The organism is Pseudomonas sp. S8 (assembly GCF_050473925.1).
GTDB classification, from domain to species: Bacteria; Pseudomonadota; Gammaproteobacteria; order Pseudomonadales; family Pseudomonadaceae; genus Aquipseudomonas; species Aquipseudomonas parakoreensis.
Genome location: NZ_JBFDVZ010000016.1, coordinates 1,276,478 through 1,302,748, shown reverse-complemented (window position 1 = coordinate 1,302,748; position 26,271 = coordinate 1,276,478). Strand labels below are relative to the sequence as shown.

The following is a 26,271-nucleotide window of genomic DNA, read 5'->3' as shown; positions in this document are numbered from 1 at the left end:
TTCTAGCGCTGACTTTCTTGCCAGCGCTTTCTATCCAAAGCGGCCGCGAGCAACCTGATGACGCTGAGACTGTTCCGGAACTCACCGTGAACAGGTGACTGAACCATTCAACGTATTTGAGTCGGTTGTGAGTCCTTGAGTCGCTGGAGTAAAACCTTGCCCACATCCAACGCTGAACCCGGGTTTTGCCCTGTCACCAATTCGCGGTCGATGATGACATTAGAGGTCCATGGAGTGCTGTTACTGCTGTAGAGGCCACCGGCCTGTTCAAGTGCAGTTTGCGGATAGAACTTCATGGCGCCTCCCTTCAACAACCCTTTGGCCAGTTCTTCTTCCTGATTGCTGATGACGGTGAACTTGTATCCGGCATAAATCCAGCCTGATGCTTGGGCTTTGTTGCCGGCTTCGAGCTTGCGGGTGAAGGCTGTCGGGTCGGACAGCGTCGACAGCAAGGCAATTGGCCCATGACAGACGAGGGCTGTCGTCTTGTTGGTCGCGTGAAAATTGTTGAGCAGTCTTCCCAGCGCTGCGTTATGGAGTAAATCCTGCATCGGTGCGTGACCACCGGGTACATAGATCGCATCGAAATGTGCGTAGCCTATCTGTTCGACGCGCGAAAGACTGATGACGGGGGATTCGCCCGGCGATGTAATTTTCAGCCGCTCAAGCAACGCCTTGTGTTCCTGAAGGGCCGTCAGGTCATTGTTGAAATACATTTTGTCGTTGGATGACTGGTCCAATGTCGGCGCCTTGCCTGTCGGCGTCGCAAAGGTCACCGAATGCCCGGCATCAAGCAACAGTTTCACCGGTTGCATCAGTTCATTCAGATAAAAACCGGTAGCGAAGACTTTCTTATCTTTGAGGTCGAGATGGTCTGAGTCTGACAAAACGATCAGTACGTTGCTGGCTTGGGCGTTTACGGTAGCGGCGCAAATAGCCATTGCAAGGGCGAGTCGATTGATAAGGCGCATGAGATTTCCGCAGAGTGATAGGGAGGTTCAGATCAACTGTGTTGACCATTGACGAAACTTTATTCGTGCCTCTGTCGGCGATAAACTGGCCTTCACGAAAATCAGCTGTTCTTTTGAGGCAAATATGACGCGTCGATTCGATTATCTGGCGGACGTCGAAGTCTTCATCACTGTGGTGGAAAAGGGCTCATTAAGCTCCGGGGCAGTGGTTTTGGCGACCACGCCGTCGGTGGTCAGTCGGGCGATCTCCCGACTGGAAGCACGTCTGGGCGTCCAGTTACTTCGACGCACGACCCGCCGTTTGAGCCTGACCGATGCGGGTCTGCTTTATCTTGAACAGTCCCGCGCGGCGTTCGCATTGATCGATGATGCCGAACGACTCATCCATGGCCGGGAGGGTGCGTTGAACGGCCGAGTGCGCCTGAGCGTGCCGACGACTTATGGACATCACCGACTGCCAGCCTTTCTCTGTCGCTTCACTCGTCAGTTTCCGCAAGTGCGCATCGAGTTGGGCATCAGCAATCGAAATGTGGATCTGGTGGCCGAAGGGTATGATCTGGCTATTCGCCTCGGACAATTACCCGACAGTGGCCTGGTCGGTCGCAAGCTCGAAGACGCGAATTTGTGCGTAGTCGCTGCCCCCGAATATCTGCAGCGAGCGGGTACTCCTCTCAGTGTTGAGGATCTGGCAGACCATGCCTGTCTGCCATTTGTGATGCCCAGCAGTGGTCGGGTCGGCCCTTGGTTGTTTTGCGAGCACGGGATTGATCGTGAGTGGATACCGCAGGCAAGTGTTCAAGTCTCCGACGATGTTCTGGGCACGGTTTCCCTGGCTGAACACGGTATGGGGATATGCCAGACCTACGACTTCATTGTTCGGGACCGGATTGAAAGTGGACGCCTGATCCCGCTACTCGAACAGTCGGGCGGACGGTCCCGACCGTTCTCTGTGATATACCCGCCTCATCGGCAGTTGTCGGCCGCGTCCCGGGCACTGATCGATTTCCTGACTCAGGAGATGGCGGATAACGTCACTCAGACTTCAATGAGCATTAACTGATCGAGTAGGTTGGATAATCGGTATACCCCTGAGCTCCGCCGCCGTAGCTTAGTGCACGGTCGGGTTTTAACAGTGGCCAGTTATTTCGCAGGCGTTCAACCAGATCGGGATTGGCGATAAACGGTTCACCGAAAGCAGCGATATCGATCAGACCCTCATCCAGAAATTTCTCCGCCCGTTCTTTGGTCATGCCGCCAGCGAGTACCAGTGTTCCGTGATAGTGATTGCGGAATCTTTGCAGAAAGTTGTCGGGGATTGGCGAGCTGCCCCGCGACAGTTGATCCATGAAATGAACGTACGCCAATCCACGCCGAGACAGTTGATCAGCAACATACAGATAGGTCTGTTCGACATCCTCGTATAAGCCCATGTCAAATAGACCGCCAAATGGCGACAAGCGGACAGCTGTACGTTGCGCACCGATTCGATCAATCACACTATCGACCACTTCAAGCAAAAAGCGTGAACGGCTTTCGACAGTATCGGCACGGTACTCGTCCGTACGGTCATTAACCAATGGATTGAGAAACTGCTCGATCAGGTAGCCGTTTGCCCCATGCAGTTCAATTCCGTCGAAGCCGGCCTCCATTGCGTTGGCGGCGGCTTGGGCAAAGTCACGGATGACCGCTTTGACTTCCTGCGTGCTGAGAGCACGCGGAGTTGAAACATCAACCGGGCCGGGTTCTCCACGTTCGGTCATACCCCAGGCCTGCGAGTTGCGGGCAACCCGGGATGTCGAGCTGACCGGTGCAATACCTCCTGGCTGAATGCTGACATGGGAAACGCGTCCCACATGCCACAACTGAGTGAATATAACGCCCCCAGCTTCGTGGACCGCCTGAGTCACTTTGCGCCAGCCGTTGATCTGGGGCGTCGTATAAATGCCGGGGATGGCCAGAAAACCTTCGGCCGAACGTGAAATCGGAGTGCCTTCTGTAATGATCAGCCCGGCACTGGCTCGTTGGCTGTAATAAAGCGCGGTCAGTTCATTTGCAACGCCATCGGGGTTACGGGCCCTGGTCATGGGTGCCATTGCGATGCGATTGCGCAGTGTCAGCAACCCTGTCTGGCATGGGGTAAATAACGTGCTCATAGCCTGCTGTCCTCAATGGGTGGTGTTAAAGAGGTTAAGCACGGATCGACTGGTTGATAACGGGGTCAGGGTGAACAGGTTCTGTGAGGTCGCTTCACAACTGATCAGGGAACCAGCAATCGCTGCAGAACGCGGGTCGCATTTTAATTGTGAAATTACTTCCAAAGACAAATGAACTCTATCCCTTGTTATCCATAATTTACATGCAGGCGCTTGTGATATTTTTTCACGAGTCATTCTGAGGATAGATACGTGGATAACAGAGCGGGTGAGATGTCGGTCTTCGTAAGGGTTGTCGACGCCGGCAGCTTTTCGCAGGCGGCGCGCCAAATGCTGATGACACCTTCGACGGTCAGCAAGCTGATAGTTCGCCTGGAACTACGCTTGGGCGTGCGGCTACTGGAGCGCTCGACACGTAAACTGTCACTGACTGATGAAGGACGTATTTACTACGAACGCAGTCATGCTTTGCTGGCCGAGCTCGATGATGTCGAGAGGGTGTTGGCTCAAGGTGCACAAAAGGCCCGCGGGACCGTGCGCATCAATGCGTCGGTAGCGTTCGGCACATTGGCGATCGAACCCAATCTGCCGGCTTTCTGGGAGGCGCATCCCAACATTCAGATCAATCTGTCCTTGAGCGATGACATCGTCGACATGTACCTGGACAGGACGGATATTGCGTTCCGGGTAGGCATATTGAATGACTCGACATTACGGGCGCGGAAGATAGGGGTCGCTCGGCGAAAAATCGTTGCTTCACCGGGCTACTTGGAAAAGCACGGTGTCCCCGAAACCCTGGAAGATCTTTGCGAACATAATTGTTTGAGTTTTAACTTCCGTCGTTCCAGTCCGGTCTGGCCAATGAACCAAAGTGGCCGCATAGTGGATCGTATCGTCCAGGGCAACCTGCAGGCCAACAATGGCGAGACTGTTCGGCGCATGGCCATTGCAGGTGTCGGGATCGCCAGACTGGCGGACTTTCACATCGACGATGATCTGGCCTCGGGTCGCCTGGTCGAGGTGCTTTCACAAAATGGTCATGACTGCGAGGAAGTCCATGCGCTTTATCAGGGCGGGCAGCATGTCCCTCAGCGTATCCGGACGTTCCTCGACTTTATGGTGCCGCGCCTGCAAGCCTTCATGGATCGCGGGTGAGCCCTTGCTTGTTTCAGTCGCTGGATTCAATGATGGTCTTGAGACTTTCCAGGCCAGAGCGATAAAGCGACTCGAAGTGAGCGATGACTTCGGTTTCTTCCGCTCCGTTGACCAAGAAGGTACTCGACCAAGACGCCAGTGTTCCACCTTTGCCGTCGGACTGCGCTGACATTCTGCCGACGTAGTCAATGACTGGTGAAGGCCCTTCGAGCAAGGCATAGCTGTAGTGCTTTTCATCTTCGTCAAATGTGAGTAGACGCTCGACAATAGTCGCACCGTTCGTGGTTTTCAAATGCCGCAATCGCCCTCCGTCGCTGAGGGTACTGCTGGCGATCACATCGAGCCAGCGGGGCAACCAGTCGAACCCGCCGAGAAGCGACCAGACCTGTTCAAGGGGGCGTTCGATTGCGATCCAGACGTGGACTTCACTCATGATTTCACCTGTTTCGTGGGTTTTTCAGAGAATGATGGATGCGACCAGCCACAGATTGGCGGCGCCGATCAGCAGGAAGATCAGCCAGGCCATGAGGGCGACCGGGCGTGATATGGCAAAGTCGCCCATCAGTGTTTTATCGCGGGTAAAACGAATCAGCGGATAAACGGCAAACGGTAGTTGTATCGACAGCACCACCTGTGAAAACACCAACAGGTCGCCGACTGCACGATCACCGAGCCAGAGGATTGCCCATAGCGCCGGCACGATGGCCAGCAGCCGGGTGGCGATACGTTGCTTCCACAATGAAATCCTCAGTTGCAGGAATCCTTCGAGCACCACTTGACCGGCGAGGGTGCCTGTCAGTGTTGCGCTTTGTCCGGATGCCAGCAGGGCCAGGGCAAACAGCACTGCGGACAACGCGCCCCCCGTCAGGGGCATCAACAACTGGTGGGCCTGCTCTATACCGCCAATTTCTGTGTGGCCACTTTCATGGAACACAGCGGCAGCCACCAACAGAATCGCGACCTGAACGGCGGCGGCAATCGACAGCGCGCGAATTGTGTCGTGGCGACCGCGGCGCAGCGATTGCGTGACCTGCGTATTGTTGTTGAGACGCCCGGTGGAACGGGCCAGAGCTGAATGCAGATAGAGGTTATGCGGCATGACCGTGGCGCCAATGATGCCCACTGCAATGAACAGCGCCCCGGGCTCAGCCAGCGTGGCCAGTGAAGGAACGAATCCCTGGAGCAACTTGTTTGAATCGAGTGTGATCAGTGCCAGTTCTGCGGCCAAACACATGACAATGATCGTCACCAGTGTCAGGACGATCCTTTGTACGCGGCCATTGGCAGCGCCCTTTACGCCCAGGATGATCAAAGTACTGATTGCCGTCAGCAAGATGCCGATGCTGAGTGGAAGGTTGAACAGCAGTTTAAATGCCAGCGCCGCCCCCAGAACTTCAGCAATATCGGTGGCGATGATGGCTATTTCGGCCATCGCCCAATGCGCGAATGTGAGGGGGCGGGGGTAACGAAGGCGGCAGGTCTGGGCGAGGTCCTGACCTGTGACGACGCCCAGGCGCAGTGCGAGTGTCTGCAACAACATGGCCGCCAGGCTCGACAACACCACCATGAACAGCAGTTTGTAGCCAAACTGCGCCCCCGCAGCGATACCGGTTGCCCAGTTGCCCGGGTCCATGTAACCCACTGCGACCAACAACCCCGGCCCCATTAACAACGGCAGACGCCCGGGTACCGATGATCGTTGGCTGGCCTGTGCTGTCACGGATCAATGCCTCACTGGTCGCGGGCGCCGAAACAAGCGCGCCAGTACCAAAGTGTGAATGAACAGCAGAAGGCCGGTGATCGAGAGCGTCGTGGATACTGTCCCGCTTACCGTTTGAGCAGAGAGCAGACAAACCAGTGCTGCCATCTGCGTCAGCAGGCGCTGGGTCAGGGCCGCCCGCCAAGCACTCGATGCGTCGAAGAGGCAGTTGAGCCAGAGATCTGGCATCGACCTTGAGACCCCCATGACGGCAACCGCCACCAAGGCGTACAGCCAGATGCCGACTCCTGACGTGCTCTCGGTCAATGCAAGGACGACGGTGCTGATGATGAACAATAATGCAATGACAGTGAGTGCAAAACGGTTATGGTTCATGGCGTTTCGCTCAAGCCCATTGGTGCATCCACACGCAGGCGCAACACATGAAACGGTGGCTGGCTGGCATCTTCACCGGCGTTGAGCAACGGGTGACGATGTAATTGGTTGGCCGTGATGTACAACCATTTACCTTGAGCATCGAGTTCGACACCGTCCGGCCAGCCGAGCAATTGATCCTCCTGGGCCAGGACGCGGTAACCCGCCGGAGACGCCAGACCGATCGCGTTGTTGGCGATATCGGTCACGTAGATATTGCCCTCGGCGTCGACATCAAAGCCGTCGCAATGCGGCTTTTCACACCAGTACTCAACGGCTTCGACCAACGCTGTCGCGCTGTTGGGTTGGGCAAGACTCTCGGTGTTGATCCGAAAGACCTTGCGTCCCGACATTGAGCCGAAATACACCCAACGGCCCAATGGGTCGATAGCGATCGGGTTCAAGCCGTAGCGATACGGAATGACTTCACCCTCGGCCGTACGCAGGGCCAGCGGTTTGCCAGCAACGAGCAGAGGCACATCGCCGGGCATCAATCCCGGGTAACACTCTAGCGAACGCCATGACAGACCCGTCTGCAGGTCAACCACGACGATTGCCGGGTAGTCACTGGCGCCGCTGGCGTTCATGGTCATGTCTGCGATATAGATGCGCTGGCGCCGCCAATCGATGACGAAATCCTGAGTGAAGGAGCTTGGACGCAAGACGTTTTGCGGCAATACGATCAGACGGTGCAGGCGTTGCTCACGATCACTCCAGGCAATCAGCCGCGGTTGCTGTTGCTCTGGTTTTCCCATATCGAGTATCCAGACTATGCCTTCGGGATCGGTGCGGATACCGATCACGGCGGACATGCCACGCCCGTCCTCGCGAGGTTTGCCGGCCCATGCCTCATTGGGGTAGGCCCAGTGCTCGCCGTTCTGCGCCACCGCTCGTACCGAAATGTCGGGGGCGATGATGGCCGACACCGAGACGAGAACGCGTCCGTCAGGCAATACCGTGGGATTGCCTGGGCGCTCGACCGGGAATGTCGCGAAGACCTCCAGTGCCGGGCTGTTCATGGCTTTGCCTGCACGAATGATTCAGCGGTGCCGCTGGAGGGGTCGACGAAGATGATGTCGCTCGGATCTCGGCGTGGCGTATCGACCGATACCATGAACAGCGGGTGTTCGAGAATTTTCGGCATGCCGTGAATGGTGAATTTCTTGAAGAACAGCATTTCTCCCGGGCCCACCTCGAACTCTTCACGGTCGCCCATGAAAAACGTAGCGCGGCCGGAGAGTACGATCAGGTACTCGTCACAGGTGGCGTGATAGTGGGCGGGAGTTGGGTGGTATACCCGAAAGACACGGGCACTGGCTTCGTCTTCGTCAGTCAGGCGAGTGTCGACCAAGAGCGTTTCGGCGGTTTCGGGGAACGTCTTGACTATCTCGTCGAGATTGAACGAGGCGTGGGGAGCGGCCTCGACCAGTTTCTTCCGGGTGCTTGATTCGGTCATTTTGAAACCCTCATTCAGGCGTCTTTACGAGACGCTGTGACGTTGTTTGTGGTTTCAGAATAAGCACTGGGTCAGAAGCCGGGAATGCGCTGGTCGTGCACAAGATTTGAGAACTCAAATAACAATTCGATTCAATTGAGTGTCCGCTGGCATAGCGCGCTTTTGCGAATTCGATTCCAAACAGCTGCGCCCGGCGATGCATTTCTGGCTTGGTCGGGCTCCGGCATAGTGATGAACACTCACTATCGAGTCCAGCTGCGTCGGAGACGAAAAGATGCAAGTCAGAGCTGCTGTTCTAAGACACATGAACGTCGCCCCGCCCTATGCCCTGAGCAAGCCGATTTCGATCGAAACCATCGAATTGGCATCGCCGGGACCGGGCGAGGTATTGGTGCGAATTCGTGCTGCCGGTCTGTGCCATTCCGACCTGTCGGTGATCAATGGTGATCGGCCCCGGCCAATGCCCATGGCACTGGGTCATGAGGCTGCCGGTGTGGTGGAGGCCTTGGGCGAGGGGGTTAGCGACCTTGAGCCGGGGGACCATGTAGTAATGGTCTTCATGCCCAGCTGCGGTCATTGCCTACCATGCGCTGAGGGGCGCCCGGCACTGTGTGAGCCTGGAGCGAAAGCCAACGCCGCCGGGACATTGATCAACGGCTCGGTGCGGTTGAGCGCGGCCGGCGCTCACGTTCATCATCATCTTGGTGTTTCGGCATTCGCTGAATACGCCGTGATGTCGCGCAACTCGGTGGTCAAGATCGACCGCGAGTTGCCCTTTGTCGAAGCCGCGCTGTTTGGTTGTGCGGTGTTGACCGGTGTCGGTGCGGTAGTCAATACCGCGCAATTGCGCGTGGGCTCGACCGCCGTGGTCATTGGCTTGGGCGGTGTCGGTCTGGCTTCGGTGCTGGGGGCAAGAGCCGCCGGGGCGAGCAAAATTATTGCGGTCGATCTGTCAGCGGAAAAGCTCGCTTTGGCCAAGGATGTCGGTGCCACCTCTGTGGTCAATGGTGGTGATCCCGACGCCGTCGAGCAGGTGCTGGCACTCACCGGTGGCGGCGCCGACTACGTTTTCGAAATGGCCGGTTCGATCCGGGCGCTGGAGAACGCAATGAAAATGACCAGGCGCGGAGGGATGACCGTGACGGCCGGCCTGCCACCACCCGGTTCGTCGCTGCCGGTCAATGTCGTCCAACTGGTAGGCGAGGAGCGCACCCTCAAGGGCAGCTACATCGGCACTTGTGTGCCGCTTCGCGATATTCCGCGGTTCATCGAACTCTATCGCGACGGTCGCCTGCCGGTAGACCGGTTGCTGAGCGGCCGGCTCAAACTTGACGATATCAACGAAGGTTTCGACCGCCTGCACGATGGCAGTGCGGTGCGGCAGGTTATTGAATTTTGAGGAGCGACAGCATGGCTGATACCAATTTCCTTTCTACGCTCGAAGATCCGACGCTATTCCGCGAGGCGAACTACATCGATGGCCAGTGGCTGGAGGTGGGTGAGGGGCGCAGCATCGTCGTCACCAATCCGGCCAACGGTAAAGTGCTCGGGCGCGTACCGTCACTGGGCGCGGTCGAAACTGCGCGCGCCATTGCCGCCGCCAGGCGCGCGCAACCAGCATGGCGGGCACTCACCGCCAAAGAACGCGCAGCAAAATTGCGAGTGCTGTTCGAGTTGATGATCACTCATCGTGAAGACCTCGCACGCATCATGACCGCCGAACAAGGTAAACCGTTGTCCGAAAGTCGCGGTGAGATCACCTATGCCGCATCGTTCATTGAATGGTTCGCGGAGGAGGGCAAGCGCGTCTATGGCGACACCATCGCCTCCCATTCGCCAAACAGTCGCATCATCGTCCAGAAAGAACCCATCGGCGTGTTTGCCGCTATTACCCCGTGGAACTTTCCGGCGGCAATGATCACTCGTAAGGCCGGACCCGGTTGGGCGGCCGGTTGCACGGGCGTGTTGCGGCCAGCGAGCCAGACACCTTTCTCGGCGATTGCCATTGCTGTACTGGCCGAGCGTGCGGGTCTGCCGGCGGGTGTTTGCAACGTGATTACCGGTCCCGGCAGTGAGATAGGTGGCGAACTGACTGCCAATCCGGATGTGCGCAAATTGTCCTTCACGGGTAGCACTGAAGTCGGGGCGACATTGCTGGCCCAGTGCGCACCGACGATCAAGAAGACCAGCATGGAGCTGGGCGGTAACGCGCCTTTTATCGTGTTCGACGATGCCGATCTGGACGCGGCTGTGCAGGGGGCGTTGGCTTCCAAGTACCGCAACGCCGGGCAGACATGTGTCTGTGCCAACCGCTTGCTGGTGCAGGACGGCATCTACGATGCGTTCGCTGCCAAACTGAAAATCGCCGTCGAAGCGCTGAGCGTGGGCAGTGGTTTTGAAGAAGGCGTGACAATCGGCCCGCTAATCGATGACAACGCAGTACGCAAGGCTGAAGAGCATGTTGCCGATGCGGTCGAACGGGGTGCCTCGGTATTGACCGGTGGCGAGCGTCATCCTTTGGGCGGCAGTTTCTATCGGCCGACGATTCTTGTGAATGTGCCGAGGGAATCAAAAGTGTTCCGTGAAGAGACGTTCGGCCCGGTGGCGCCACTATTCCGGTTCAGTACAGAGGCACAAGCCATCGAGATGGCCAACGATACCGAGTTTGGCCTGGCTTCGTATTTTTACAGTCGTGATATCGGGCGGATCATGCGTGTCGCCGAAGCACTGGAGTGCGGGATCGTCGGAATCAACGAAGGACTGATCTCTACCGAAGTTGCGCCATTCGGGGGTGTCAAAGCGTCGGGACTTGGCCGTGAAGGGTCCAGATACGGCATTGAAGACTATCTAGAAATCAAATACCTCTGCTTGGGCGGTATTAATCGCTGAGTGTTGAAAAAGATGGCCGCCAGGCCATCTTTTTTGTCTGCCTTTAACATTTCTGACTCTTTGAAAGTTATATTTCGAGCTATTTATCAGCACACTTGAATAATCGGTGAGCCCACTCCATAGATTATTTTCACGTGGTCGACAGAATCCCCAAACGTCTCATATCAGAGCGCCGGCTCTTGCCTTTTAGTCAATATTCTTTTCGCGTTTCGACGGTTTATTTCGATCGTGTGCTCACGGAAAATTCTTTTTATTCAAACACTACCGAGAACACTTGAAATGACCTGCGTAAAAAAATCCATTGCACTGTTCGCGACTTTGGCTGCGCTCTCTGCTTCCCTGGCGGTTCACGCTGAAGAGTCCGGTGCCTTCGTCGAGCGTAATAAATCCCACAGTGAATACACATCTAAAAGTTAACTGCTTTGCCGTAGTAACTTGCTATTACCTCGCTCGAATTACAGCTCAGTTATCTGTCTGTCCATCGGATGCAGTGCATTCAATGGCCAACTGCGGAGAATACACAATTGAATTCAATGTTATTAAAAGGTGTGGCGGTGTCGGCATTAAGCCTGGCGCTGGCTGCGGCCCTCAGTGGTTGCGGACCGGATCCGGCCAGTCAGGCACCGGCAGTCCCGAGTGTCACCGTCAGCAAGCCAGTCCAATCGGTGATCACCGACTGGGACAGTTTCACCGGCCGTTTCGAGGCCACCGATTCGGTGGACGTGCGTTCACGAGTCAGCGGATATCTGGAGAAAGTCGCGTTCCAGGACGGCGCCTTCGTCAAGAAGGGAGACTTGTTGTTCGTGATCGACTCGCGCTCGTTTCAGGCAGCCGTAGTGCAGGCTCAAGGCAAACTCGCCCAAGTGCGTTCGCAATTGGCGCTCGCCGAGCAGGAATTTGCGCGCGCCAATGTTTTGATCGAATCGAAAACCATTGCCCGCAGCCTTTATGATCAGCGTCTGCAAGCGCGCCAAGCCGCGCAGGCTGAGGTATTGAGCGCCGAAGGTGCGCTGAGTAATGCCAAGCTGGATCTGGAATTCACCCGTATCATCGCCCCCATGAGCGGACGTATCAGTCGCAAGCTGATCAGTGAGGGCAATCTGGTCAACGGCGGCAACAGTAACGCGACACTGTTGACCACCATCGTTTCGCTCGATCCGATCGACATCTACTTCGATATTGATGAGCAGAGCTACCTCAAATACCGGCGTCAGCCAACGGCCAGCACCAATCAGAGTCAAGTGCGGATCGCCTTGCCCAGCGAGGTCGAGCCGAGCATGACCGGGCACATGGACTTCATCGACAACCGCCTCGATACCGCCACTGGCACCCTGCGCCAGCGCGCTCGCGTCAGCAACCGTGACCTGCGTTTGAGCCCAGGGCAATTCGGCCGCGTGCAGTTCTCCAGTCAGGCGCCGTACCCGGCGCTATTGCTGCCGGACACAGCGATCGGCGTCGACGCGACCCGCAAGGTTGTGTACGTACTCAACCCACTAAACAAAGTAGAAATCCGCCCGGTCACCCTCGGCAAACTGCATAACGGTTTGCGTGAAATCGTCAGCGGCTTGCAGGAACAGGACCGGGTAATCGTCGACGGTCTCCAACGCGTGCGTACCGGCGACACTGCGACCGCACAGGAGCGCCAGTTGGCAACGGTGGCGAACACTGCTGATAGCCAAGGGGCGCCACTATGAGCCTGGGACGTACCTCCATCGAGCAACCGGTGCTGGCGATTGTGCTTTCAATCGTCTTGATGATTGTCGGCGGACTGGCCTATCTGGTTCTGCCGACATCCGAGTACCCGGATATCGCACCGCCCACCGTCGTGGTGACCGCCACTTATCCCGGCGCTTCGGCGCAGACCGTGGCTGAAACGCTGGCGATCCCCATCGAGCAGGAGGTCAACGGCGTCGAAGACATGCTCTACATGTATAGCCAGGCTACGTCCGATGGCAGTCTCAACCTGACCGTGACCTTCAAGAGCGGCACCGATGTCGACAAGGCACAAGTGCTGGTGCAGAACCGTGTCGCACTGGCCACGCCACGCTTGCCGGAACCGGTACAGCGCAGTGGTGTGACGGTACGAAAGTCTTCACCTACGCAGCTTTCGACGATCTTCATTTCCTCGCCCAAAGGTACTTACGACCAGCTCTACATTTCGAACTTTGCAATTCGTAGCGTGGCGGATGTCCTTAAACGCATTGACGGGGTCGGCGATATCAATCCATTGGGTGCGCGCGAATACTCGATGCGCATCTGGCTTGATCCGGAGCGTGTGGCCGCGTTCAATCTGACCCCGGCCGACATCATCGCTGCGGTACGAGCGCAAAACACCCAAGTGGCGGGTGGTGTCATCGCTCAGCCACCGGTGGCGTCTCAAGCCTTTCAGCCGAACCTGATTTTCGAGGGGCGACTGAAGGAGCCATCCGACTTCGACAACATCGTCCTCAAGTCCGGGGATGCGGGGCGTCTGGTGCGGCTCAAGGACGTCGCACGCACGGAAATCGCCGGATTGGCATACGTCAACAACACCTACTACCTGCGCAACCCGGCCATCGGCCTGCAAGTGTTGCAGCGTCCGGGCGCCAATGCGTTGGCGACGATGAAAGTAGTAGAGGAAACCATGGAGAAAATCGGCAAGGACTTCCCCGACGGCATTGAATACAGCATCGGCTATAACCCGACCGCGTTTATCGCCGATAGCATCGGCGAGCTGGGTAAGACCATCTACGAGGCGGTGATTCTCGTGGTGCTGGTGATCTTGGTGTTCCTGCAAGGCTGGCGGCCCTCGATCATTCCGATCCTGGCGATTCCGGTATCGTTGGTGGGTACATTTGCGGTCATGGCGATGCTCGGTTACTCGATCAACAACCTGACCCTTTTCGGACTGGTGCTGGCTGTGGGGATCGTGGTCGATAACGCCATCGTTGTGGTGGAAAACGTCGAGCGGCATCTGGCCGATGGCAAGAGCCCGCTGGAGGCGACCATCGTTACCATGCAGGAGATTGGCGGGGCGTTGATTGCGATCACGCTGGTACTGTGTGCGGTGTTTATTCCGACGGCGTTCATTCCGGGCATTTCCGGAGAATTCTTCCGTCAGTTCGGGATTACCATCGCGGTCGCCACGGCGATTTCTCTATTCAATTCGGTGACATTGTCGCCAGCTCTGGCGGCGATGATCCTGCGCCCTCATGACCCCAAGGCGCATGGTACGCAGAAAACAGGTTTATCCGGTCTGTTCAAGCGAGCGGCCGACGGGTTCAACAATGGCTTCCTGAAACTGTCATCGAGTTATGCCGGCAGCGTACGTGCGCTGTTGGCAAAAACCCCGTTGATGCTGTCGATATACGCGGTGCTGATTGCCGCCACCGCTTACTTGTTGGTGTCGACGCCAAAGGGTTTTATCCCGATTCAGGATCGCGGTTATCTGGTGGTCATCGTGCAATTGCCTGACGGTGCGTCGCTGGAGCGTACCAACGAAATCTCTCAACAGATCGAAGCGATTGCTCTTGAAGTGCCAGGGGTTGATCGGGTGCCGACCTTCTCCGGTTTCTCGATGGTCACCGGTACCAGCTCATCGAACTCGGCGGGTCTGGCGCCCGTGTTCCAGCCCTGGTCAGAACGCAAGTTGCACGGATTGACGTCGGACAGGATCGCCGAAGACTTGCGTGAACGCTTGAAGGTAGTCAGCGGTGCAACGGTCATCGTCGCGACACCACCACCCGTTCAAGGGTTGGGCAGCACCGGTGGTTTCTCCATGCGATTGCAAGACACCGCCGGGCTAGGAACCGAAGCCTTGGCCAAAGCAACCGATGACCTGATCGCCGCCGCGAATGCCACGGAGGGCATGACAGGGGTCTACTCACCATTCTCGGCCCGGACACCACAGGTGTTCGTCGAACTGGACCGTGAGCGCGCCGAAATGCTTGGTGTGCCCAGCAGCCAGATCAACCAGGCAATCGAGACCTACTTCGGGTCGTCCTACATCAACGACTTCAACCTCGTCGGTCGTACCTATCGCGTGACCGCGCAGGCCGACTTGCCTTACCGCGTCACGCCGGAGGATCTGGCTCGCGTCAAGGTGCGCAACGATGCAGGGAAAATGGTGCCGATCGCCAGTGTCACCCGCTTGCATGAAGCGCTGGGAGTGGAGCGATTCCCACGCTACAACTTGTTCCCGACGGCGGAAATCAACGGCGATACCTTGCCGGGCCTGGGGTCGGAGTTTGGTATCAAGACTATGGAACGCCTGGCTAAAGATACGCTGCCAGCCGGTATCACCTATCAGTGGACCGATCTCAGTTACCAGCAGACCACTGCGGGAAATATGGGGCTTTTGGTATTCCCACTGTGTGTGATCTTCGTGTACCTGGTGCTGGCGGCGCAGTACGGCAGCTGGAGCCTGCCGCTGTCGATCCTGCTCATCGTGCCGATGTGTCTGCTCGCGGCTGCCGGAGGCGTGCGGCTGATGGGACTGGACATCAATATTCTTACCCAGATCGGTTTCATCGTCCTCGTGGGATTGGCGGCAAAAAACGCGATTCTCATTGTCGAGGTCGCACGTCAACAAGAGAAAGAAGGGCAGGGAATCGTCGAAGCAGTGGTTGAAGCCTGTCGCCTGCGTCTGCGACCGATCCTGATGACTTCTCTGGCTTTTGTACTCGGCGTGCTGCCCTTGGTGATGTCCGAGGGTGCTGGTTCGGAAATGCGTCAGGCAGTGGGGGCGGCGGTGTTTTTCGGGATGATCGGAGTCACGCTGTTTGGGCTGCTGTTCACGCCGGTTTTCTATGTGCTGATCCGTCGTCTGGCCGGTGGCGAGCGTCACGTACCTGGTCGATCCATTCATTCAGAACGAGGTGCGGCTGATGAATAACTCTTTTCGTGTAACCGGGCTGATGATGGGGGTCGCGCTGCTGAGTGCGTGTGCGTCGCCGGTCATGCCGCCCGAGTCGAAGATGCTGGTCGAGCGATACGTCAATGCTCAGACGGCCGAACCTGTCAGCGTGAGTGAGCGGTGGTGGACGCAGTATCAGGACCCGTTGCTCAATCGTCTGGTGGAGCGCGCGGTAAGTGAAAACCTTGATTTGCAGATGGCTCTGGCGCGGATCGATGCAGGCCGGACACTGCGCAATGTCGCTGGGGCTTCGGGCAGTCCGCAGGTTGAATTGACCGGGGGTGCGGCACGTCAGCGGATCTCCGCTGACCAAGCAGGCTTCAGTGACTCGCTGATTACCGAGCCGGCCTCGATCGGCTTGGGTGCTGCGTGGGAAGTCGACCTGTTTGGCCGCATCCGCGAAGGAGTGCGCGCTGCCGACGCCGACCTCAACGCCACCGAAGAGGAGGCACGCGGCGTGCGGGTGGCGTTGATTACCGAAGTGGTTCAGGCCTACGCCGAGGCGCGTGGCTTCGAAGAGCGTCTCGCGATCGTCAAGCAAAGCGCGGCCAGTCAGGCCGAAACCCTGCAGTTGACCGAGCAGTTGTATGCGGCAGGTGACAGCCCGGAAGCGGATGTGTTGCGTGCTCGTTCGCAATCAGACTCGACGGCTGCCCAAGTGCCAGCTCTGCAACTGAATTGGCAACGCTCGCTGCATCGGTTATCGGTGCTGTTGGCCCAACCGACAGAGAAGCTGTATCAGCAGTTCAAGGACAGCCCGGCGAGGTTGTCGACGGTAGTGTTGCCGGGTGCAGGTACGCCACCGGATCTGCTGCGCAGGCGCCCGGATATCCGGGCTTCCGAAGCTCGTGTGATTGCAGCTTATGCACGGGTCGGGGTGGCCAGGGCAGATCTGATGCCGCGATTGAGCCTGGATGCGGCGCTGGGCTCTTTGATTGATGGGGTGAGTGCTGCCAACCTGGCGAGTTCTACGTTCTGGCTGGCCGGTGTGAATGCCAGCGCGCCGGTGTTCGATGGCGGACGTCGGCGCAGCGTTGTCGATCTGCGGGATGCCGAAGCGCGGCAGGCGCTGTTGAGTTATCGGCGCACGGTGCTGACGGCAGTGTCCGAGGTGGAGTCAGCGTTGGCTACGGCTCAGCGCAATGCCGAACGGCAGGCCTATCTGGCGAGTGCAGCCAGTCAGGCCAGCTCTGCTGCCGAGCAAATCAAGCGCGCCTGGCAGGCTGGGGAAACGCCGTTCCTGGATGTACTTCAGGCCCAGCGTGTGCAACTGGCAGCGCAAAATGCGCTGTCCCAGGTCAAGACGGCGCAATGGCAGAATCAGGCGGCGATGGTGAATGCGTTGGGCGGCTGATCTGCGCCGGACAACGCTGAAAAGACCTGTGGGAGTCGGTTCGATCCCACAGGTTTTATGCTTCAGATTTTGTCGATCGGTACGCCGTGGTTGTTTTTCCACATCAGTACGACAGCACTGGCGATGATGGCAACCACAATCAGATAGATGTTGAACATCCAGCCCATGTTCTCTGAATACAGCCAGGTCGTCAGATAAGATGCCGTCCCGCCAAACACCGCGACGCCCAATGAGATACACACGCCGAACATCCGGGTGCGGTAGCGGGTCGGGATCTGCTCTGAAATCGATGCCGGTTTGCACCCGGTAATGAAACCCACGAGCAGCAGGCCAGCGGTTTGCGCCACCATCAAGGTCCAGGGCTCACTGGAGATCAACCCCCACAGCGGGAACAGTGTGGCGGCAATCCCGAGTAACGATATCAGTGCGGAAATCTTGCGCCCCCATTGATCCGAGATCCATCCTGAAATAGGCAGGAATACCAGATAAATGACTTGTGCAATGCAGCTCATCGTGAACGCACTGCGTGGGTCCATGCCCTTTACGCTGATCGCGTAGATCGAGGCGGAGGTCACCCAGGTGTAGTAAGTCAAGGTGGCGCCGGCCTCATAGAGAAACAACCGGATGCCATGCTGGATGACCTTGCCGCGACTCCAGGCGGGCGATGCCGATTGGCTGCCAGCACTGGGACTATGCTCGCTTTCCATCATATTGCGGCGTAACCACAAGGCAAACACAGCCAGCAGGCCTCCCGTGGCAAAAGGAACGCGCCAGCCCCATTCCTGCATTTCACTGACGGACAGCACTGACGTGAGCAGTGCCATGTAGAACGTCGCCAGCAACGATCCGGAACCTACTGCCAGAAATACCGTGCTCGACCACAGACCACGGCGTTTGGGCGGGGCGATTTCGGCGATATAGGCGTAGGAAGTAGTGGTTTCTCCACCGTGGGCAAAGCCCTGGATCAGCCTTGCCAACAATAAGAGTGCCGATGCCCAGCTGCCAATGGACCCGTAGGAGGGTATGAAGGCGATCAACAAGCTGGCGCCGGCCATCAGCAACATGGTGCTGAGCAACACCACGCGTCTGCCGAGCCTGTCGGCGAGAACGCCAAAGAAAATGCCGCCGATCGGCCGCAACAAGAACCCCGCAGCAAACACCGCCAAGGTATTGAGCAAGGCCGAAGTCGCGTTGCTTTTATCAAAGAGTGCCGCGGCGATGTAGACCGAAGCGACGGTATAGATTGTCCAATCGAACCACTCCAGCAAGTTGCCGACGCCGGTGGCTAGCAACGATTTTCTACGTAAAGACTTGCGTGTATTACCTTGTCCGACGGATTGTTCGGACCAGGTCTCGGTAATGTTATTCATTGTTGGCTCCGAGATGTTTCATCTGCCACGGGGCGTGGCGGGTGACGCTGGTTTTTGCGTGAATCTCCCTGAAAGAACGCATGCTCCAGTGCGGTGAGGATCCGCTGTGGGAGCGGGAAGGCACGCCCCCACAGCGCAAAGGTCAGGCGTTGAGGTGCGCCAGCGCCACTTCTTCGATGCCGGCGGCGTCGAGTTTGTAGTGCTGGTACAAGTGCGTGGGTGGAGCGATAAGGCTGTACTCGTCGTAGATACCGTGACGCTTGAGCTTTACGCCGACGCCTTCGTCCGCCAGGACCTCTGCTACCGCAGCACCCAGACCACCCAGCACGTTGTGCTCTTCGACGGTCATCATGCGTTTGCTGCGGGCAGCGGCACGCAGGATGGCATCGCGGTCAATCGGTTTGATCGAAGCCATGTCGATCACGCCCACCGAACGGCCCTCTGCATTCAGTTTGCGAGCCGCTGCGAGTGCCGGATGTACAGTGATGCCGCAGGCGATGATCGTCAGTTCTTCACCTTGGAAATGCTCATGCGCCTTGCCAAACTCAAAGACTATGCCGTCCTCGTAAATGATCGGGTCACGACCGCGACCAATACGGAAGTACACAGGCTTGTCATAGGTGGCCGAGGCTTTGATCGCCGCTACCAATTGTGGGCCGTCCGCCGGTGAAACCACAGCCAGATCAGCAATCGAACGCATGGTGGCGATGTCTTCGGTAGCATGGTGCGAGGTGCCGTAGAAACCCAGCGATATACCGGTGTGGTGACCGATCAGGCGTACCGGTTGCGCCGAATAGGCGACGTCCATTCGAATCTGCTCGCAGCACAGCAGGCCGAGAAACGAGGCAAAGGTCGCCACGAACGGCATCACACCACACGTGGCCAGACCAGCAGCAGCCGTCACCATGTTTTGCTCCGAGATACCGAACTGCAGATAGCGCTCCGGAAAACGGCTGGCAAACTTGTTCAATCCGTTGGAATACTGCAAGTCCGCTGAGCCGGCCATCACCGGATAACCGGCCTCGGTCAGTTCAATCAACGCATCAGACAAATACGACAGGCCCGGGTTGAGTGCGTTGAGGCCACGGTACTGCCAGGAATTGGGGGAAAGAGGGGCGTTCATGTTCAGATCTCCGTGGCTTCAATTTCTGCGATAGCGCGTTTGGCGTCTTCCGGGTCGAGATAACCGAGATGCCAGCCTGGTTCGGTTTCCATGTAGGAAACCCCTTTGCCTTTGACGGTCTTGGCGATGATGCACACCGGTTTGTCGCGGTTTTCATCGGCTTTCACACGACGTAGGGTTTCGGTCACTTCAGCTATGTTGTGGCCATCGATGACATGTACCTCCCAACCGAATGCACGCCATTTTTCGTCAAGCGGCTCTATGCCGATTACGTCATCGACCTGACCGTCGAGTTGGAAGCCGTTGCGGTCGACGATGGCGATCAAGTGCTTGGTTTTGTGGTGGGCCGCACTCATCGCAGCTTCCCAGACTTGGCCTTCCTGCATTTCGCCGTCTCCGAGCATGACGAACACGTCGTAGACTTCGCCGGTGAAACGTTGGGCAAGGCACATGCCCAGACCTCCAGAGAGCGCATGGCCAATGGAGCCGGAAGAGAAGTCGATGCCGGGTACTTTGCGCATGTCAGGGTGATCGCCCAGAGGGCTGCCCAGGCGGGTGTATTCATCGAGCCATTCATTGGGAAAGACACCGAGGTCTGCCAGAATCGGGAACTGGCCGACTGCAGCATGGCCTTTGCCCATCAGAAATCGGTCGCGCCCTGGCCACTTTGGTTCTTCGGGGCGGATCGTCATGACGTCGTAGTACAGTGCGGAAAATAATTCAGCGGCGGAGAACACCGACGTGTAATGGCCGGTTTTGGCGATTTCAATCAGGCGTATGGTTTCCAGGCGAACAAATTTCGCTCGTTCCTTGAGCTTGGTGACGGTATCGGAGGACGGCACAAAATTGCTGGCCTTCCACTGTTCTAGCGTTTCGCGGGGCGTAGACATCTCTACCTCCATTTCACAGGCATGTAGTTGTTGAAGTCGAAAATCAGTGGTGCGGGTTGATCTTCAATGGTGTGGTTATGATTTTTTCAGGCGGGGGGTGGTGACCAATGGGTCAACCCTTCGAGTGCGCGCATGGCTGCAATCAGTTCGTCGCAGGTCAATGCGTCGCCTGAGTCCGAAACGAAATTTTTCGCGTGTGGGGCATTCAAGGCAGGTTCGGCGACTTGCCTGAGCAATGCGTCGTTGATCTCGATCACACCCAGCTCCGACAAATTACGGGGCAGGCCTATTCGTTGATAGAAGCTCAACATGTCGCCCATAAGCTCAGCATCGCGGTCTTCCAGCACCAACTGCACCAACAGGCCATACGCTACTTGCCAGCCATGGACTTGCAGCTGTGCGCCAGAGACTTTCGACAAGCCACGGGTCATCGCATGGGCGATGGACAAACCACCGCTTTCGAACCCCAGGCCACTCATCAGTAGTACTGCTTCAATCAAGTGATCGAAGGCAACTGTCACCTCGCCAGTGCCGGCCAGAGCCAGAGCCGATTCTGCATGTCGACGAATGACCTGATAACACTCACGCGCCAACACCAATCCGGACAACGCCGGACGGGCGCCGAACATGTTCACGCCCGCCGCTTTGTAGCACTGCTCGGCTTCGAATTTTTTGGTCAGGGCATCGGCAATGCCAGCCAGCAGAAACGAACGCGGCGCCTGGGCAATCAGCGAGGTATCTACCAGCACATAGCGTGGGCTGACCGGCAAGTGGCCAACTTCACTGAGTTGGTGATGTTCGTCGTAGATCACATAGTTTTTTGATGTGGGTGCGTCGTTGGAGGCCACCGTAGGCATGGTGATGAGGGCGCGACCCGTAGTGTGAGCGAGGGCTTTGCCGGCGTCGATGCACTTGCCACCGCCGACGGCCAGGATCATCTCGAATTCGATATTTGCGGCAGCAGCCCGCAGACCCGCGATACCGTCGGCGGTTATCTCACCGTCGAAAGTGATGTAGTGCAACTCGACTTGTACCTGGGCACAAGACTCATCGAGTCGTTGGCGGATCAGGCCCAGCACATAACTATCAATCACCACCACGGCGCGACGCCCACATTGCGCCAGGTAGGCACCCGCCTGAGCGAGCACTTCAGTGCCCTGGACATAGCGTCCGGGCGAGCCGAAAACCAGATTCATTCAGCACCTCTCACTTGCCTGCTTATTGTTGTTCGGGGCTCGGCAGGGAGAACGCCGAGCACTCGATCTTATAGTGATGCATGATATATCATGTTTTTTGACGGTCAAGCGCTCAATCGACTCGTTGCGATTCAGGCGATGGAATATCCGCCGTCTACCGGCAACGTCGTCCCTGTGACATAGCGCGCTTTATCCGAGACCAGGAAGGCGATCACATCGGCCACGTCTTCCGGGGCGCCCCAGGCTTTCATGGGGATGCGCGCCATGATGCCTTCGGAACGGCCGGGATCTTCGAACGCGCGGCGCGACAAGTTGGTCAGAATCCAGCCCGGCGCCACGGCGTTTGCCCGTACGCCATCCGTTGCCCACGCAACCGCCATGCAACGTGTCAATTCGCTGATGGCGGCTTTACTCGATGCATATGCTGGTGTTTTGGCCGATCCAAAAAGTCCCCACATTGATGCAAAGTTCACCACCGCTCCTCGAGCCGCTTTCAACCCGGGCAGGGCGGCATTGGTAATTCGCAATACCGCGGTGAGGTTGACATCCATCACACCGCTGAATCCTTCAATCTCCCACTCGCGGTTGTGATCGATGACGCCGGCAGCATTGACGACCGCATCGACGCGCTCGAACTGTGCGAAAAATCGGCTCACCGCTTCGTCGCTCGTCACGTCTAGCTCTTGGTAATGAACCCCGTCGATTTGCTGCTCCGGCTCGCCGAGGCCAAGGGTGTACACGTCGAAGCCGTCAGCGAGCAGGCGTTGCGCAGTGGCAAGGCCGATGCCGGAACCGCCGCCGGTCACGATTGCAGTTTTTTTCATGGTTGTTCCTTCGGGTTGGAGGGGCGTTCTAAACGCCTGATTGGGAAAACAGAAAAGCGGCGAGCAAGTCGATCTGACCAGTGATCATGTGCGCGCCTTTGTGAATCACGCAGCCGCGCTCAGCAGCCGCGCTCAACAGTGGGGTGATGTCAGGATTCATTACGACCTCACCGACCACTGTCCCAGGGGCCAGCGTTTCGACCGGTAGTGGCATTGGATCATCAGATTTGAGACCAAGGGCCGTTCCGTTGATCACGACATCAAAACCACTGGCGTCAGCAGGTCCAGCGCTGACTTGTCGTAACCGGAACATCTGCTGCAGCTCTGCGGCCAGAGCTTCGGCTTTTCCTGGTGTCCGATTGCTGATAACCAACGCCTGGATATCTTCAGCCAGTAAGGCATGGGCAATGCCGGTTGCAGCGCCTCCTGCACCGAGCAGAAGAATTCTTTTGTTGCGCAAGTCGTGGCCCTGTTTTTTTAGTCCGGCAACGAAGCCGTCACCATCAAACATGCGCCCGCTGAAGCGTCCATCCGGCATTCGCTTGGCGACATTGCATACATTCAGCAGGCGAGCAGTACCGTGTAGTTCATCGCACAATTTGGCGACCTCCAGTTTGTGCGGAACGGTGACAATGACTCCCGCCAGGTTCTCGATTGCGCGCAAGCCTTCCCAGGCCGTAGCGAGCTTGGCCGGCGAGACTTCCCAGGGCACAAGCACTCCGTCGATGCCGAGTCGTTCCAGTAGCGGATTGAAGAACTCAGGTGTACGCAAATGTTTGGCGGGGTAGGTCAGATGGACTACAACCCGGGTTTTACCGCTGATAGGCATGTAACACTCCTTCGTTCAAAGGGGGGGGATCAGGCACTGGCCGCGCGCAGTGCATCGCGGCCCAGGATCATGTCAGCCGCTTTTTCGCCGATCATGATCGATGGGGCGTTGGTGTTACCGGAGATCAGGTTAGGCATGATGGAGGCATCTACCACCCGCAAATTGTGCAAGCCATGTACCCGCAGTTCCGGATCGACCACTGCCATGTCATCGCAGCCCATCTTGCAGGTTCCGACCGGGTGGTAGACGGTCTTGGCGCGTTGGTTGATGTAGCTCAGCAAGGCTTCATCGCTGCGTACGCTCGGGCCTGGGAAGATCTCTTCGCCGGTGTATTGGCGCATGGCCGGCTGACCAAGAATTTCCCGTGCCAGGCTCAGGCCCTTGATGGCGATGCGGCGGTCTTCGGGATGGGCGAAATAACGTGGATCAACCACAGGCGCGCTGGTTGCGTCGCTCGACCGCAGGCGAATCTCGCCACGGCTCATGGGTCGCAATACGCAGGTATTGATAGTTGCGCCAGGTTTCTTGATGGCTTCCTGATCGAGGTCGAAGAACACAATAGGCACAAAGTGCATCTGTGCATTGGGGCGAGCTGCTGCGTTGTCAGTGTTGATGAATGCGCAAGCTTCGGTGACATTCGAACCCACAGGGCCACTGTTGAACATCAGGTATTGCAGGCCGTTCTTGAGCGTGTTGAGCGTGCTGTCCTGACCGTAGTAGCCATAGCGACCATGGCAATAGGCGATGGCCCCTACTTCCGCGTGATCCTGCAGATTTTGGCCCACACCAGACAACTCGTGGCGCAGAGCGATGCCGTGGCGATCGAGTTCCCAGGCGGGACCTATGCCAGAGAGCATCAACAGTTTCGGTGACTGGATTGCCCCAGCACTGAGGATTATTTCCTTGCTGCCATGAACCTGCACCACTCGACCTTTTTGGATGTATTCGACGCCTATGGCCCGCTTGCCTTCAAGTAAGATTCGCTGCACCGTGGCGTTGGTGATGAGGGTCAATCGCCCAGACTTTTCAGCAGTGCGCAGGTAGGCCACGGCAGCACTGCAACGCCGATTGTTTCGGGCAGTGATCTGGTTGAAGCCGACCCCATTCTGGCGCTCGCCATTGAAGTCCGACGTGAAGGGAATTCCGACCTGTTGCGCGGCACGTACGAATCCTCGGGACAACTCACACACTTGCTTCAAGTCCGAAACACCCAGAGGGCCACCGGTGGCGTGGTAATGATTGTCGAAACGTTCGTTGTCCTCGGCGCGCTTGAAGTAGGGCAGCACGTCACGATAGGACCAGCCTTCGCAGCCGCTGCTGGCCCATTCGTTGTAATCCTCCTGTTGTCCACGAATATAAATCAACGCATTGACCGAACTGCCACCGCCCAGGACACGGCCTTGCGGCAAGATGCGCGTGCGTCCATCCATTGTGGTCTGCGGTTGAGTTTCGTGACGCGATAGCAGGGAGCTTGAGAGCAATCTGGTGAACCCGGCAGGGATGTGGATCAGTGGATGGGTATCGCGCGGCCCTGCCTCGATCAGTAGAACCGAGGCGCCGGCCTCGATCAGTCGGCCGGTCAGCGCACAGCCTGCGGAGCCACCACCAATGACAATGTAATCGTGCATGCCTTTCTCCGAACAGTGTTGTTCTTATTTTCATACATCATATATCTTCCGTCCGGGTGATCGTCAATCGGTGTTTTTTGCGTGACTGAGGTTGTAAAAAGGGCTTGGTAGCAAAATATAAAACATGATATATCATCCATCAGTCGATGCGTATTTGGTCGACCACGTCCTCAAAGCAATAACAAAAAGCCTCCATGACGAGGCCAGGATGACGATGACATGACCCAAATGTTTGCTGCGCCCGGCCGTTACATCCAGGGCTACAAAGAACTCGACCGATTGCAAATGCATGTGGCCTGGTTTGGTCGGCGGTTGATGGTAATCACCACGCAGGGCCGTCTCGACAGCCTGTATCAAGCGTTGATTACCCAGTTCGCGAATACTAAGACTGAGCTTCACTTCGAAATATTTTCTGGAGAAGTAACACGCCAGGAGATTCAACGGCTGACTACGCAGACGCGTAGGCTCGAATGCGACGGCGTAGTCGGAGTTGGTGGAGGCAAAGTGATTGATATCGCCAAGGCTGTCGCCAATCAGCGCAAGCTGCCACTGTGCATCGTCCCCACCGTTGTCTCCAACGATGCACCCACCAGCTCTCTTTCGGTGCTGTACACCGAGACGGGGGCCTTTGATGACGTAGTCTTTTATGAGCGCAGCCCGGATGTGGTGGTGGTTGATACCTGGATCATTGCGCAGGCACCCGTAAGACTTTTAGTGGCCGGAATGGGCGACGCGCTGTCGACTTATTTCGAGGCCCGCACTTGCGTAGAGGCTGACCGCGATAATTTTCTCGGTAACGCGGACTCAGGGATGGAGGAGGGTGCTTGCCACGCCAAAGCGACGCAGACGTCCATGGCGATTGCCGAGCTGTGTTATCGGGTGTTACTGCAAGACGGCCTGCAAGCCCGACGCGCAGCAGAACACAAGTGTGTGACCAAGGCTTTTAACCGAGTGGTGGAAGCCAACGCTCTCATGAGTGGTATTGGTTTTGAAAGCAATGGCGTCGCTACCGCTCACGCAGTCTATTGCGGGTTCAGTGAGCTGGGCCGTCGGGCAACGATGTACCACGGTGAATACGTAGCGTTCGGCACACTGGTGATGTTAGTGCTCGAAGGTAAGTCCAGTCGTGAACTGGATGCCGTTTTGAGGTTTTGCCTGAGCGTAGGCTTGCCCGTGACGTTCGATGATCTCGGATTGGCCGATATCACCCCGGATGAACTCGACAGCGTGGCACGTACCGCCTCTGATCCCGGCCAGACCAGCAAGGTCGAACCGTTCGAAGTCACCTTTGATGAAATGAAAGCAGCGCTGATCTGCGCTAGCGACCTAGGCCGTCTCTATAAAGAAGGTGGATCGCTACTGGCTGGCTGATGCCATTTTTAGTGCAACTTCATAAACGAAGGGT

The 26,271-nt window shown here is 57.2% G+C and carries 22 protein-coding genes; 8 read left to right on the top strand and 14 right to left on the bottom strand.

The genetic code is table 11. From position 1 onward, the window contains the following. Positions 1–107 precede the first annotated feature (107 nt). The gene (locus tag AB1J88_RS07120; protein ID WP_041063898.1) at positions 108–971 is read right to left on the bottom strand and encodes a type 1 glutamine amidotransferase domain-containing protein; all 864 of its coding nucleotides are present in this window, start codon (positions 969–971) and stop codon (positions 108–110) included. Between the two features lie 124 nt (positions 972–1,095). Here AB1J88_RS07120 and AB1J88_RS07115 point away from each other — a divergent pair, with 124 nt between their 5' ends. After that, a complete protein-coding gene (locus tag AB1J88_RS07115) occupies positions 1,096–2,031 on the top strand; it encodes a LysR family transcriptional regulator (protein ID WP_222019297.1) in 936 nt (311 codons plus the stop codon). On the opposite strand, the gene AB1J88_RS07110 is transcribed toward AB1J88_RS07115, so the two are convergent. Continuing rightward, positions 2,024–3,124, bottom strand: coding sequence for an alkene reductase (locus AB1J88_RS07110; protein WP_041063902.1), 1,101 nt, complete (start codon positions 3,122–3,124; stop codon positions 2,024–2,026). The two genes, AB1J88_RS07115 and AB1J88_RS07110, sit on opposite strands and share 8 nt — an antisense overlap. A gap of 273 nt (positions 3,125–3,397) precedes the next feature. Between AB1J88_RS07110 and AB1J88_RS07105 the strand changes: the two genes are divergently transcribed. Continuing rightward, complete coding sequence (locus tag AB1J88_RS07105) at positions 3,398–4,279, top strand: LysR family transcriptional regulator (RefSeq protein WP_256198908.1); 882 nt, start codon at positions 3,398–3,400, stop codon at positions 4,277–4,279. Between the two features lie 13 nt (positions 4,280–4,292). Here the strand turns inward: AB1J88_RS07105 and AB1J88_RS07100 are convergent, their stop codons facing one another. The 5 genes from AB1J88_RS07100 to AB1J88_RS07080 are packed head-to-tail and all read right to left on the bottom strand — an operon-like array spanning position 4,293 to position 7,869. Further along, positions 4,293–4,712, bottom strand: a complete 420-nt coding sequence (locus tag AB1J88_RS07100; protein WP_041063906.1) for an SRPBCC family protein — start codon at positions 4,710–4,712, stop codon at positions 4,293–4,295. Positions 4,713–4,736: 24 nt separating this feature from the next. Then, complete coding sequence (locus AB1J88_RS07095; RefSeq protein WP_041063908.1) at positions 4,737–5,999, bottom strand: Nramp family divalent metal transporter; 1,263 nt, start codon at positions 5,997–5,999, stop codon at positions 4,737–4,739. 3 nt (positions 6,000–6,002) lie between these two features. Further along, positions 6,003–6,374, bottom strand: a complete 372-nt coding sequence (locus tag AB1J88_RS07090; RefSeq protein ID WP_430290617.1) for a hypothetical protein — start codon at positions 6,372–6,374, stop codon at positions 6,003–6,005. Continuing rightward, a complete protein-coding gene (locus tag AB1J88_RS07085; RefSeq protein WP_430290616.1) occupies positions 6,371–7,432 on the bottom strand; it encodes an L-dopachrome tautomerase-related protein in 1,062 nt (353 codons plus the stop codon). The genes AB1J88_RS07090 and AB1J88_RS07085 overlap by 4 nt, the downstream gene beginning before the upstream one ends. Next, the gene (locus AB1J88_RS07080) at positions 7,429–7,869 is read right to left on the bottom strand and encodes a cupin domain-containing protein (RefSeq protein ID WP_041063913.1); all 441 of its coding nucleotides are present in this window, start codon (positions 7,867–7,869) and stop codon (positions 7,429–7,431) included. The genes AB1J88_RS07085 and AB1J88_RS07080 overlap by 4 nt, the downstream gene beginning before the upstream one ends. Before the next feature lie 304 nt (positions 7,870–8,173). Here AB1J88_RS07080 and AB1J88_RS07075 point away from each other — a divergent pair, with 304 nt between their 5' ends. The 5 genes from AB1J88_RS07075 to AB1J88_RS07055 all read left to right on the top strand — a co-directional run bounded on the left by AB1J88_RS07075 (position 8,174) and on the right by AB1J88_RS07055 (position 17,006). Continuing rightward, positions 8,174–9,268, top strand: a complete 1,095-nt coding sequence (locus tag AB1J88_RS07075; protein WP_256198909.1) for a zinc-dependent alcohol dehydrogenase family protein — start codon at positions 8,174–8,176, stop codon at positions 9,266–9,268. An 11-nt stretch (positions 9,269–9,279) separates the two neighbouring features. Continuing rightward, the gene (gabD, locus tag AB1J88_RS07070) at positions 9,280–10,758 is read left to right on the top strand and encodes an NADP-dependent succinate-semialdehyde dehydrogenase (RefSeq protein ID WP_041063915.1); all 1,479 of its coding nucleotides are present in this window, start codon (positions 9,280–9,282) and stop codon (positions 10,756–10,758) included. A gap of 533 nt (positions 10,759–11,291) precedes the next feature. Continuing rightward, on the top strand, positions 11,292–12,452 hold the full coding sequence (locus AB1J88_RS07065) for an efflux RND transporter periplasmic adaptor subunit (protein ID WP_430290615.1): 1,161 nt from the start codon (positions 11,292–11,294) through the stop codon (positions 12,450–12,452). After that, the gene (locus tag AB1J88_RS07060) at positions 12,449–15,631 is read left to right on the top strand and encodes an efflux RND transporter permease subunit (protein ID WP_430290614.1); all 3,183 of its coding nucleotides are present in this window, start codon (positions 12,449–12,451) and stop codon (positions 15,629–15,631) included. The genes AB1J88_RS07065 and AB1J88_RS07060 overlap by 4 nt, the downstream gene beginning before the upstream one ends. Further along, on the top strand, positions 15,624–17,006 hold the full coding sequence (locus AB1J88_RS07055) for an efflux transporter outer membrane subunit (protein WP_430290613.1): 1,383 nt from the start codon (positions 15,624–15,626) through the stop codon (positions 17,004–17,006). The genes AB1J88_RS07060 and AB1J88_RS07055 overlap by 8 nt, the downstream gene beginning before the upstream one ends. Before the next feature lie 62 nt (positions 17,007–17,068). Here the strand turns inward: AB1J88_RS07055 and AB1J88_RS07050 are convergent, their stop codons facing one another. The 7 genes from AB1J88_RS07050 to AB1J88_RS07020 all read right to left on the bottom strand — a co-directional run bounded on the left by AB1J88_RS07050 (position 17,069) and on the right by AB1J88_RS07020 (position 24,866). Then, positions 17,069–18,376: an MFS transporter gene (locus AB1J88_RS07050; protein ID WP_222019302.1), complete on the bottom strand. Its 1,308-nt coding sequence runs from the start codon at positions 18,374–18,376 to the stop codon at positions 17,069–17,071. Positions 18,377–18,518: 142 nt separating this feature from the next. Next, positions 18,519–19,499: a transketolase family protein gene (locus tag AB1J88_RS07045; RefSeq protein ID WP_222019303.1), complete on the bottom strand. Its 981-nt coding sequence runs from the start codon at positions 19,497–19,499 to the stop codon at positions 18,519–18,521. A gap of 2 nt (positions 19,500–19,501) precedes the next feature. Then, on the bottom strand, positions 19,502–20,389 hold the full coding sequence (locus AB1J88_RS07040; RefSeq protein ID WP_430290611.1) for a transketolase: 888 nt from the start codon (positions 20,387–20,389) through the stop codon (positions 19,502–19,504). A gap of 86 nt (positions 20,390–20,475) precedes the next feature. Beyond that, positions 20,476–21,585 (bottom strand): glycerol dehydrogenase, encoded by a 1,110-nt coding sequence (locus AB1J88_RS07035; protein WP_222019305.1) that lies wholly within the window; start codon positions 21,583–21,585, stop codon positions 20,476–20,478. Positions 21,586–21,716: 131 nt separating this feature from the next. Next, a complete protein-coding gene (locus tag AB1J88_RS07030) occupies positions 21,717–22,409 on the bottom strand; it encodes an SDR family NAD(P)-dependent oxidoreductase (RefSeq protein WP_222019306.1) in 693 nt (230 codons plus the stop codon). Positions 22,410–22,437: 28 nt separating this feature from the next. Further along, positions 22,438–23,238, bottom strand: coding sequence for a shikimate dehydrogenase family protein (locus AB1J88_RS07025; protein ID WP_430290610.1), 801 nt, complete (start codon positions 23,236–23,238; stop codon positions 22,438–22,440). 29 nt (positions 23,239–23,267) lie between these two features. After that, on the bottom strand, positions 23,268–24,866 hold the full coding sequence (locus AB1J88_RS07020) for a GMC family oxidoreductase (protein WP_430290609.1): 1,599 nt from the start codon (positions 24,864–24,866) through the stop codon (positions 23,268–23,270). Positions 24,867–25,085: 219 nt separating this feature from the next. On the opposite strand from AB1J88_RS07020, the gene AB1J88_RS07015 reads away from it, so the two are divergent. Further along, positions 25,086–26,237: a glycerol dehydrogenase gene (locus tag AB1J88_RS07015; RefSeq protein ID WP_222019309.1), complete on the top strand. Its 1,152-nt coding sequence runs from the start codon at positions 25,086–25,088 to the stop codon at positions 26,235–26,237. The last annotated feature ends 34 nt before the right edge of the window (positions 26,238–26,271 follow it).

What these genes read in the sequence shown, in the direction of transcription:
- AB1J88_RS07085 (WP_430290616.1), bottom strand. Translation starts at nt 7,432, where the DNA reads ATGAACAGCCCGGCACTGGAGGTCTTCGCGACATTCCCGGTCGAGCGC.
- gabD (WP_041063915.1), top strand. Translation starts at nt 9,280, where the DNA reads ATGGCTGATACCAATTTCCTTTCTACGCTCGAAGATCCGACGCTATTC.
- AB1J88_RS07115 (WP_222019297.1), top strand. Translation starts at nt 1,096, where the DNA reads ATGACGCGTCGATTCGATTATCTGGCGGACGTCGAAGTCTTCATCACT.
- AB1J88_RS07075 (WP_256198909.1), top strand. Translation starts at nt 8,174, where the DNA reads ATGAACGTCGCCCCGCCCTATGCCCTGAGCAAGCCGATTTCGATCGAA.
- AB1J88_RS07035 (WP_222019305.1), bottom strand. Translation starts at nt 21,585, where the DNA reads ATGAATCTGGTTTTCGGCTCGCCCGGACGCTATGTCCAGGGCACTGAA.
- AB1J88_RS07100 (WP_041063906.1), bottom strand. Translation starts at nt 4,712, where the DNA reads ATGAGTGAAGTCCACGTCTGGATCGCAATCGAACGCCCCCTTGAACAG.
- AB1J88_RS07045 (WP_222019303.1), bottom strand. Translation starts at nt 19,499, where the DNA reads ATGAACGCCCCTCTTTCCCCCAATTCCTGGCAGTACCGTGGCCTCAAC.
- AB1J88_RS07060 (WP_430290614.1), top strand. Translation starts at nt 12,449, where the DNA reads ATGAGCCTGGGACGTACCTCCATCGAGCAACCGGTGCTGGCGATTGTG.
- AB1J88_RS07055 (WP_430290613.1), top strand. Translation starts at nt 15,624, where the DNA reads ATGAATAACTCTTTTCGTGTAACCGGGCTGATGATGGGGGTCGCGCTG.
- AB1J88_RS07090 (WP_430290617.1), bottom strand. Translation starts at nt 6,374, where the DNA reads ATGAACCATAACCGTTTTGCACTCACTGTCATTGCATTATTGTTCATC.
- AB1J88_RS07120 (WP_041063898.1), bottom strand. Translation starts at nt 971, where the DNA reads ATGCGCCTTATCAATCGACTCGCCCTTGCAATGGCTATTTGCGCCGCT.
- AB1J88_RS07050 (WP_222019302.1), bottom strand. Translation starts at nt 18,376, where the DNA reads ATGAATAACATTACCGAGACCTGGTCCGAACAATCCGTCGGACAAGGT.
- AB1J88_RS07015 (WP_222019309.1), top strand. Translation starts at nt 25,086, where the DNA reads ATGACCCAAATGTTTGCTGCGCCCGGCCGTTACATCCAGGGCTACAAA.
- AB1J88_RS07025 (WP_430290610.1), bottom strand. Translation starts at nt 23,238, where the DNA reads ATGCCTATCAGCGGTAAAACCCGGGTTGTAGTCCATCTGACCTACCCC.
- AB1J88_RS07030 (WP_222019306.1), bottom strand. Translation starts at nt 22,409, where the DNA reads ATGAAAAAAACTGCAATCGTGACCGGCGGCGGTTCCGGCATCGGCCTT.
- AB1J88_RS07105 (WP_256198908.1), top strand. Translation starts at nt 3,398, where the DNA reads ATGTCGGTCTTCGTAAGGGTTGTCGACGCCGGCAGCTTTTCGCAGGCG.
- AB1J88_RS07110 (WP_041063902.1), bottom strand. Translation starts at nt 3,124, where the DNA reads ATGAGCACGTTATTTACCCCATGCCAGACAGGGTTGCTGACACTGCGC.
- AB1J88_RS07040 (WP_430290611.1), bottom strand. Translation starts at nt 20,389, where the DNA reads ATGTCTACGCCCCGCGAAACGCTAGAACAGTGGAAGGCCAGCAATTTT.
- AB1J88_RS07020 (WP_430290609.1), bottom strand. Translation starts at nt 24,866, where the DNA reads ATGCACGATTACATTGTCATTGGTGGTGGCTCCGCAGGCTGTGCGCTG.
- AB1J88_RS07065 (WP_430290615.1), top strand. Translation starts at nt 11,292, where the DNA reads ATGTTATTAAAAGGTGTGGCGGTGTCGGCATTAAGCCTGGCGCTGGCT.
- AB1J88_RS07080 (WP_041063913.1), bottom strand. Translation starts at nt 7,869, where the DNA reads ATGACCGAATCAAGCACCCGGAAGAAACTGGTCGAGGCCGCTCCCCAC.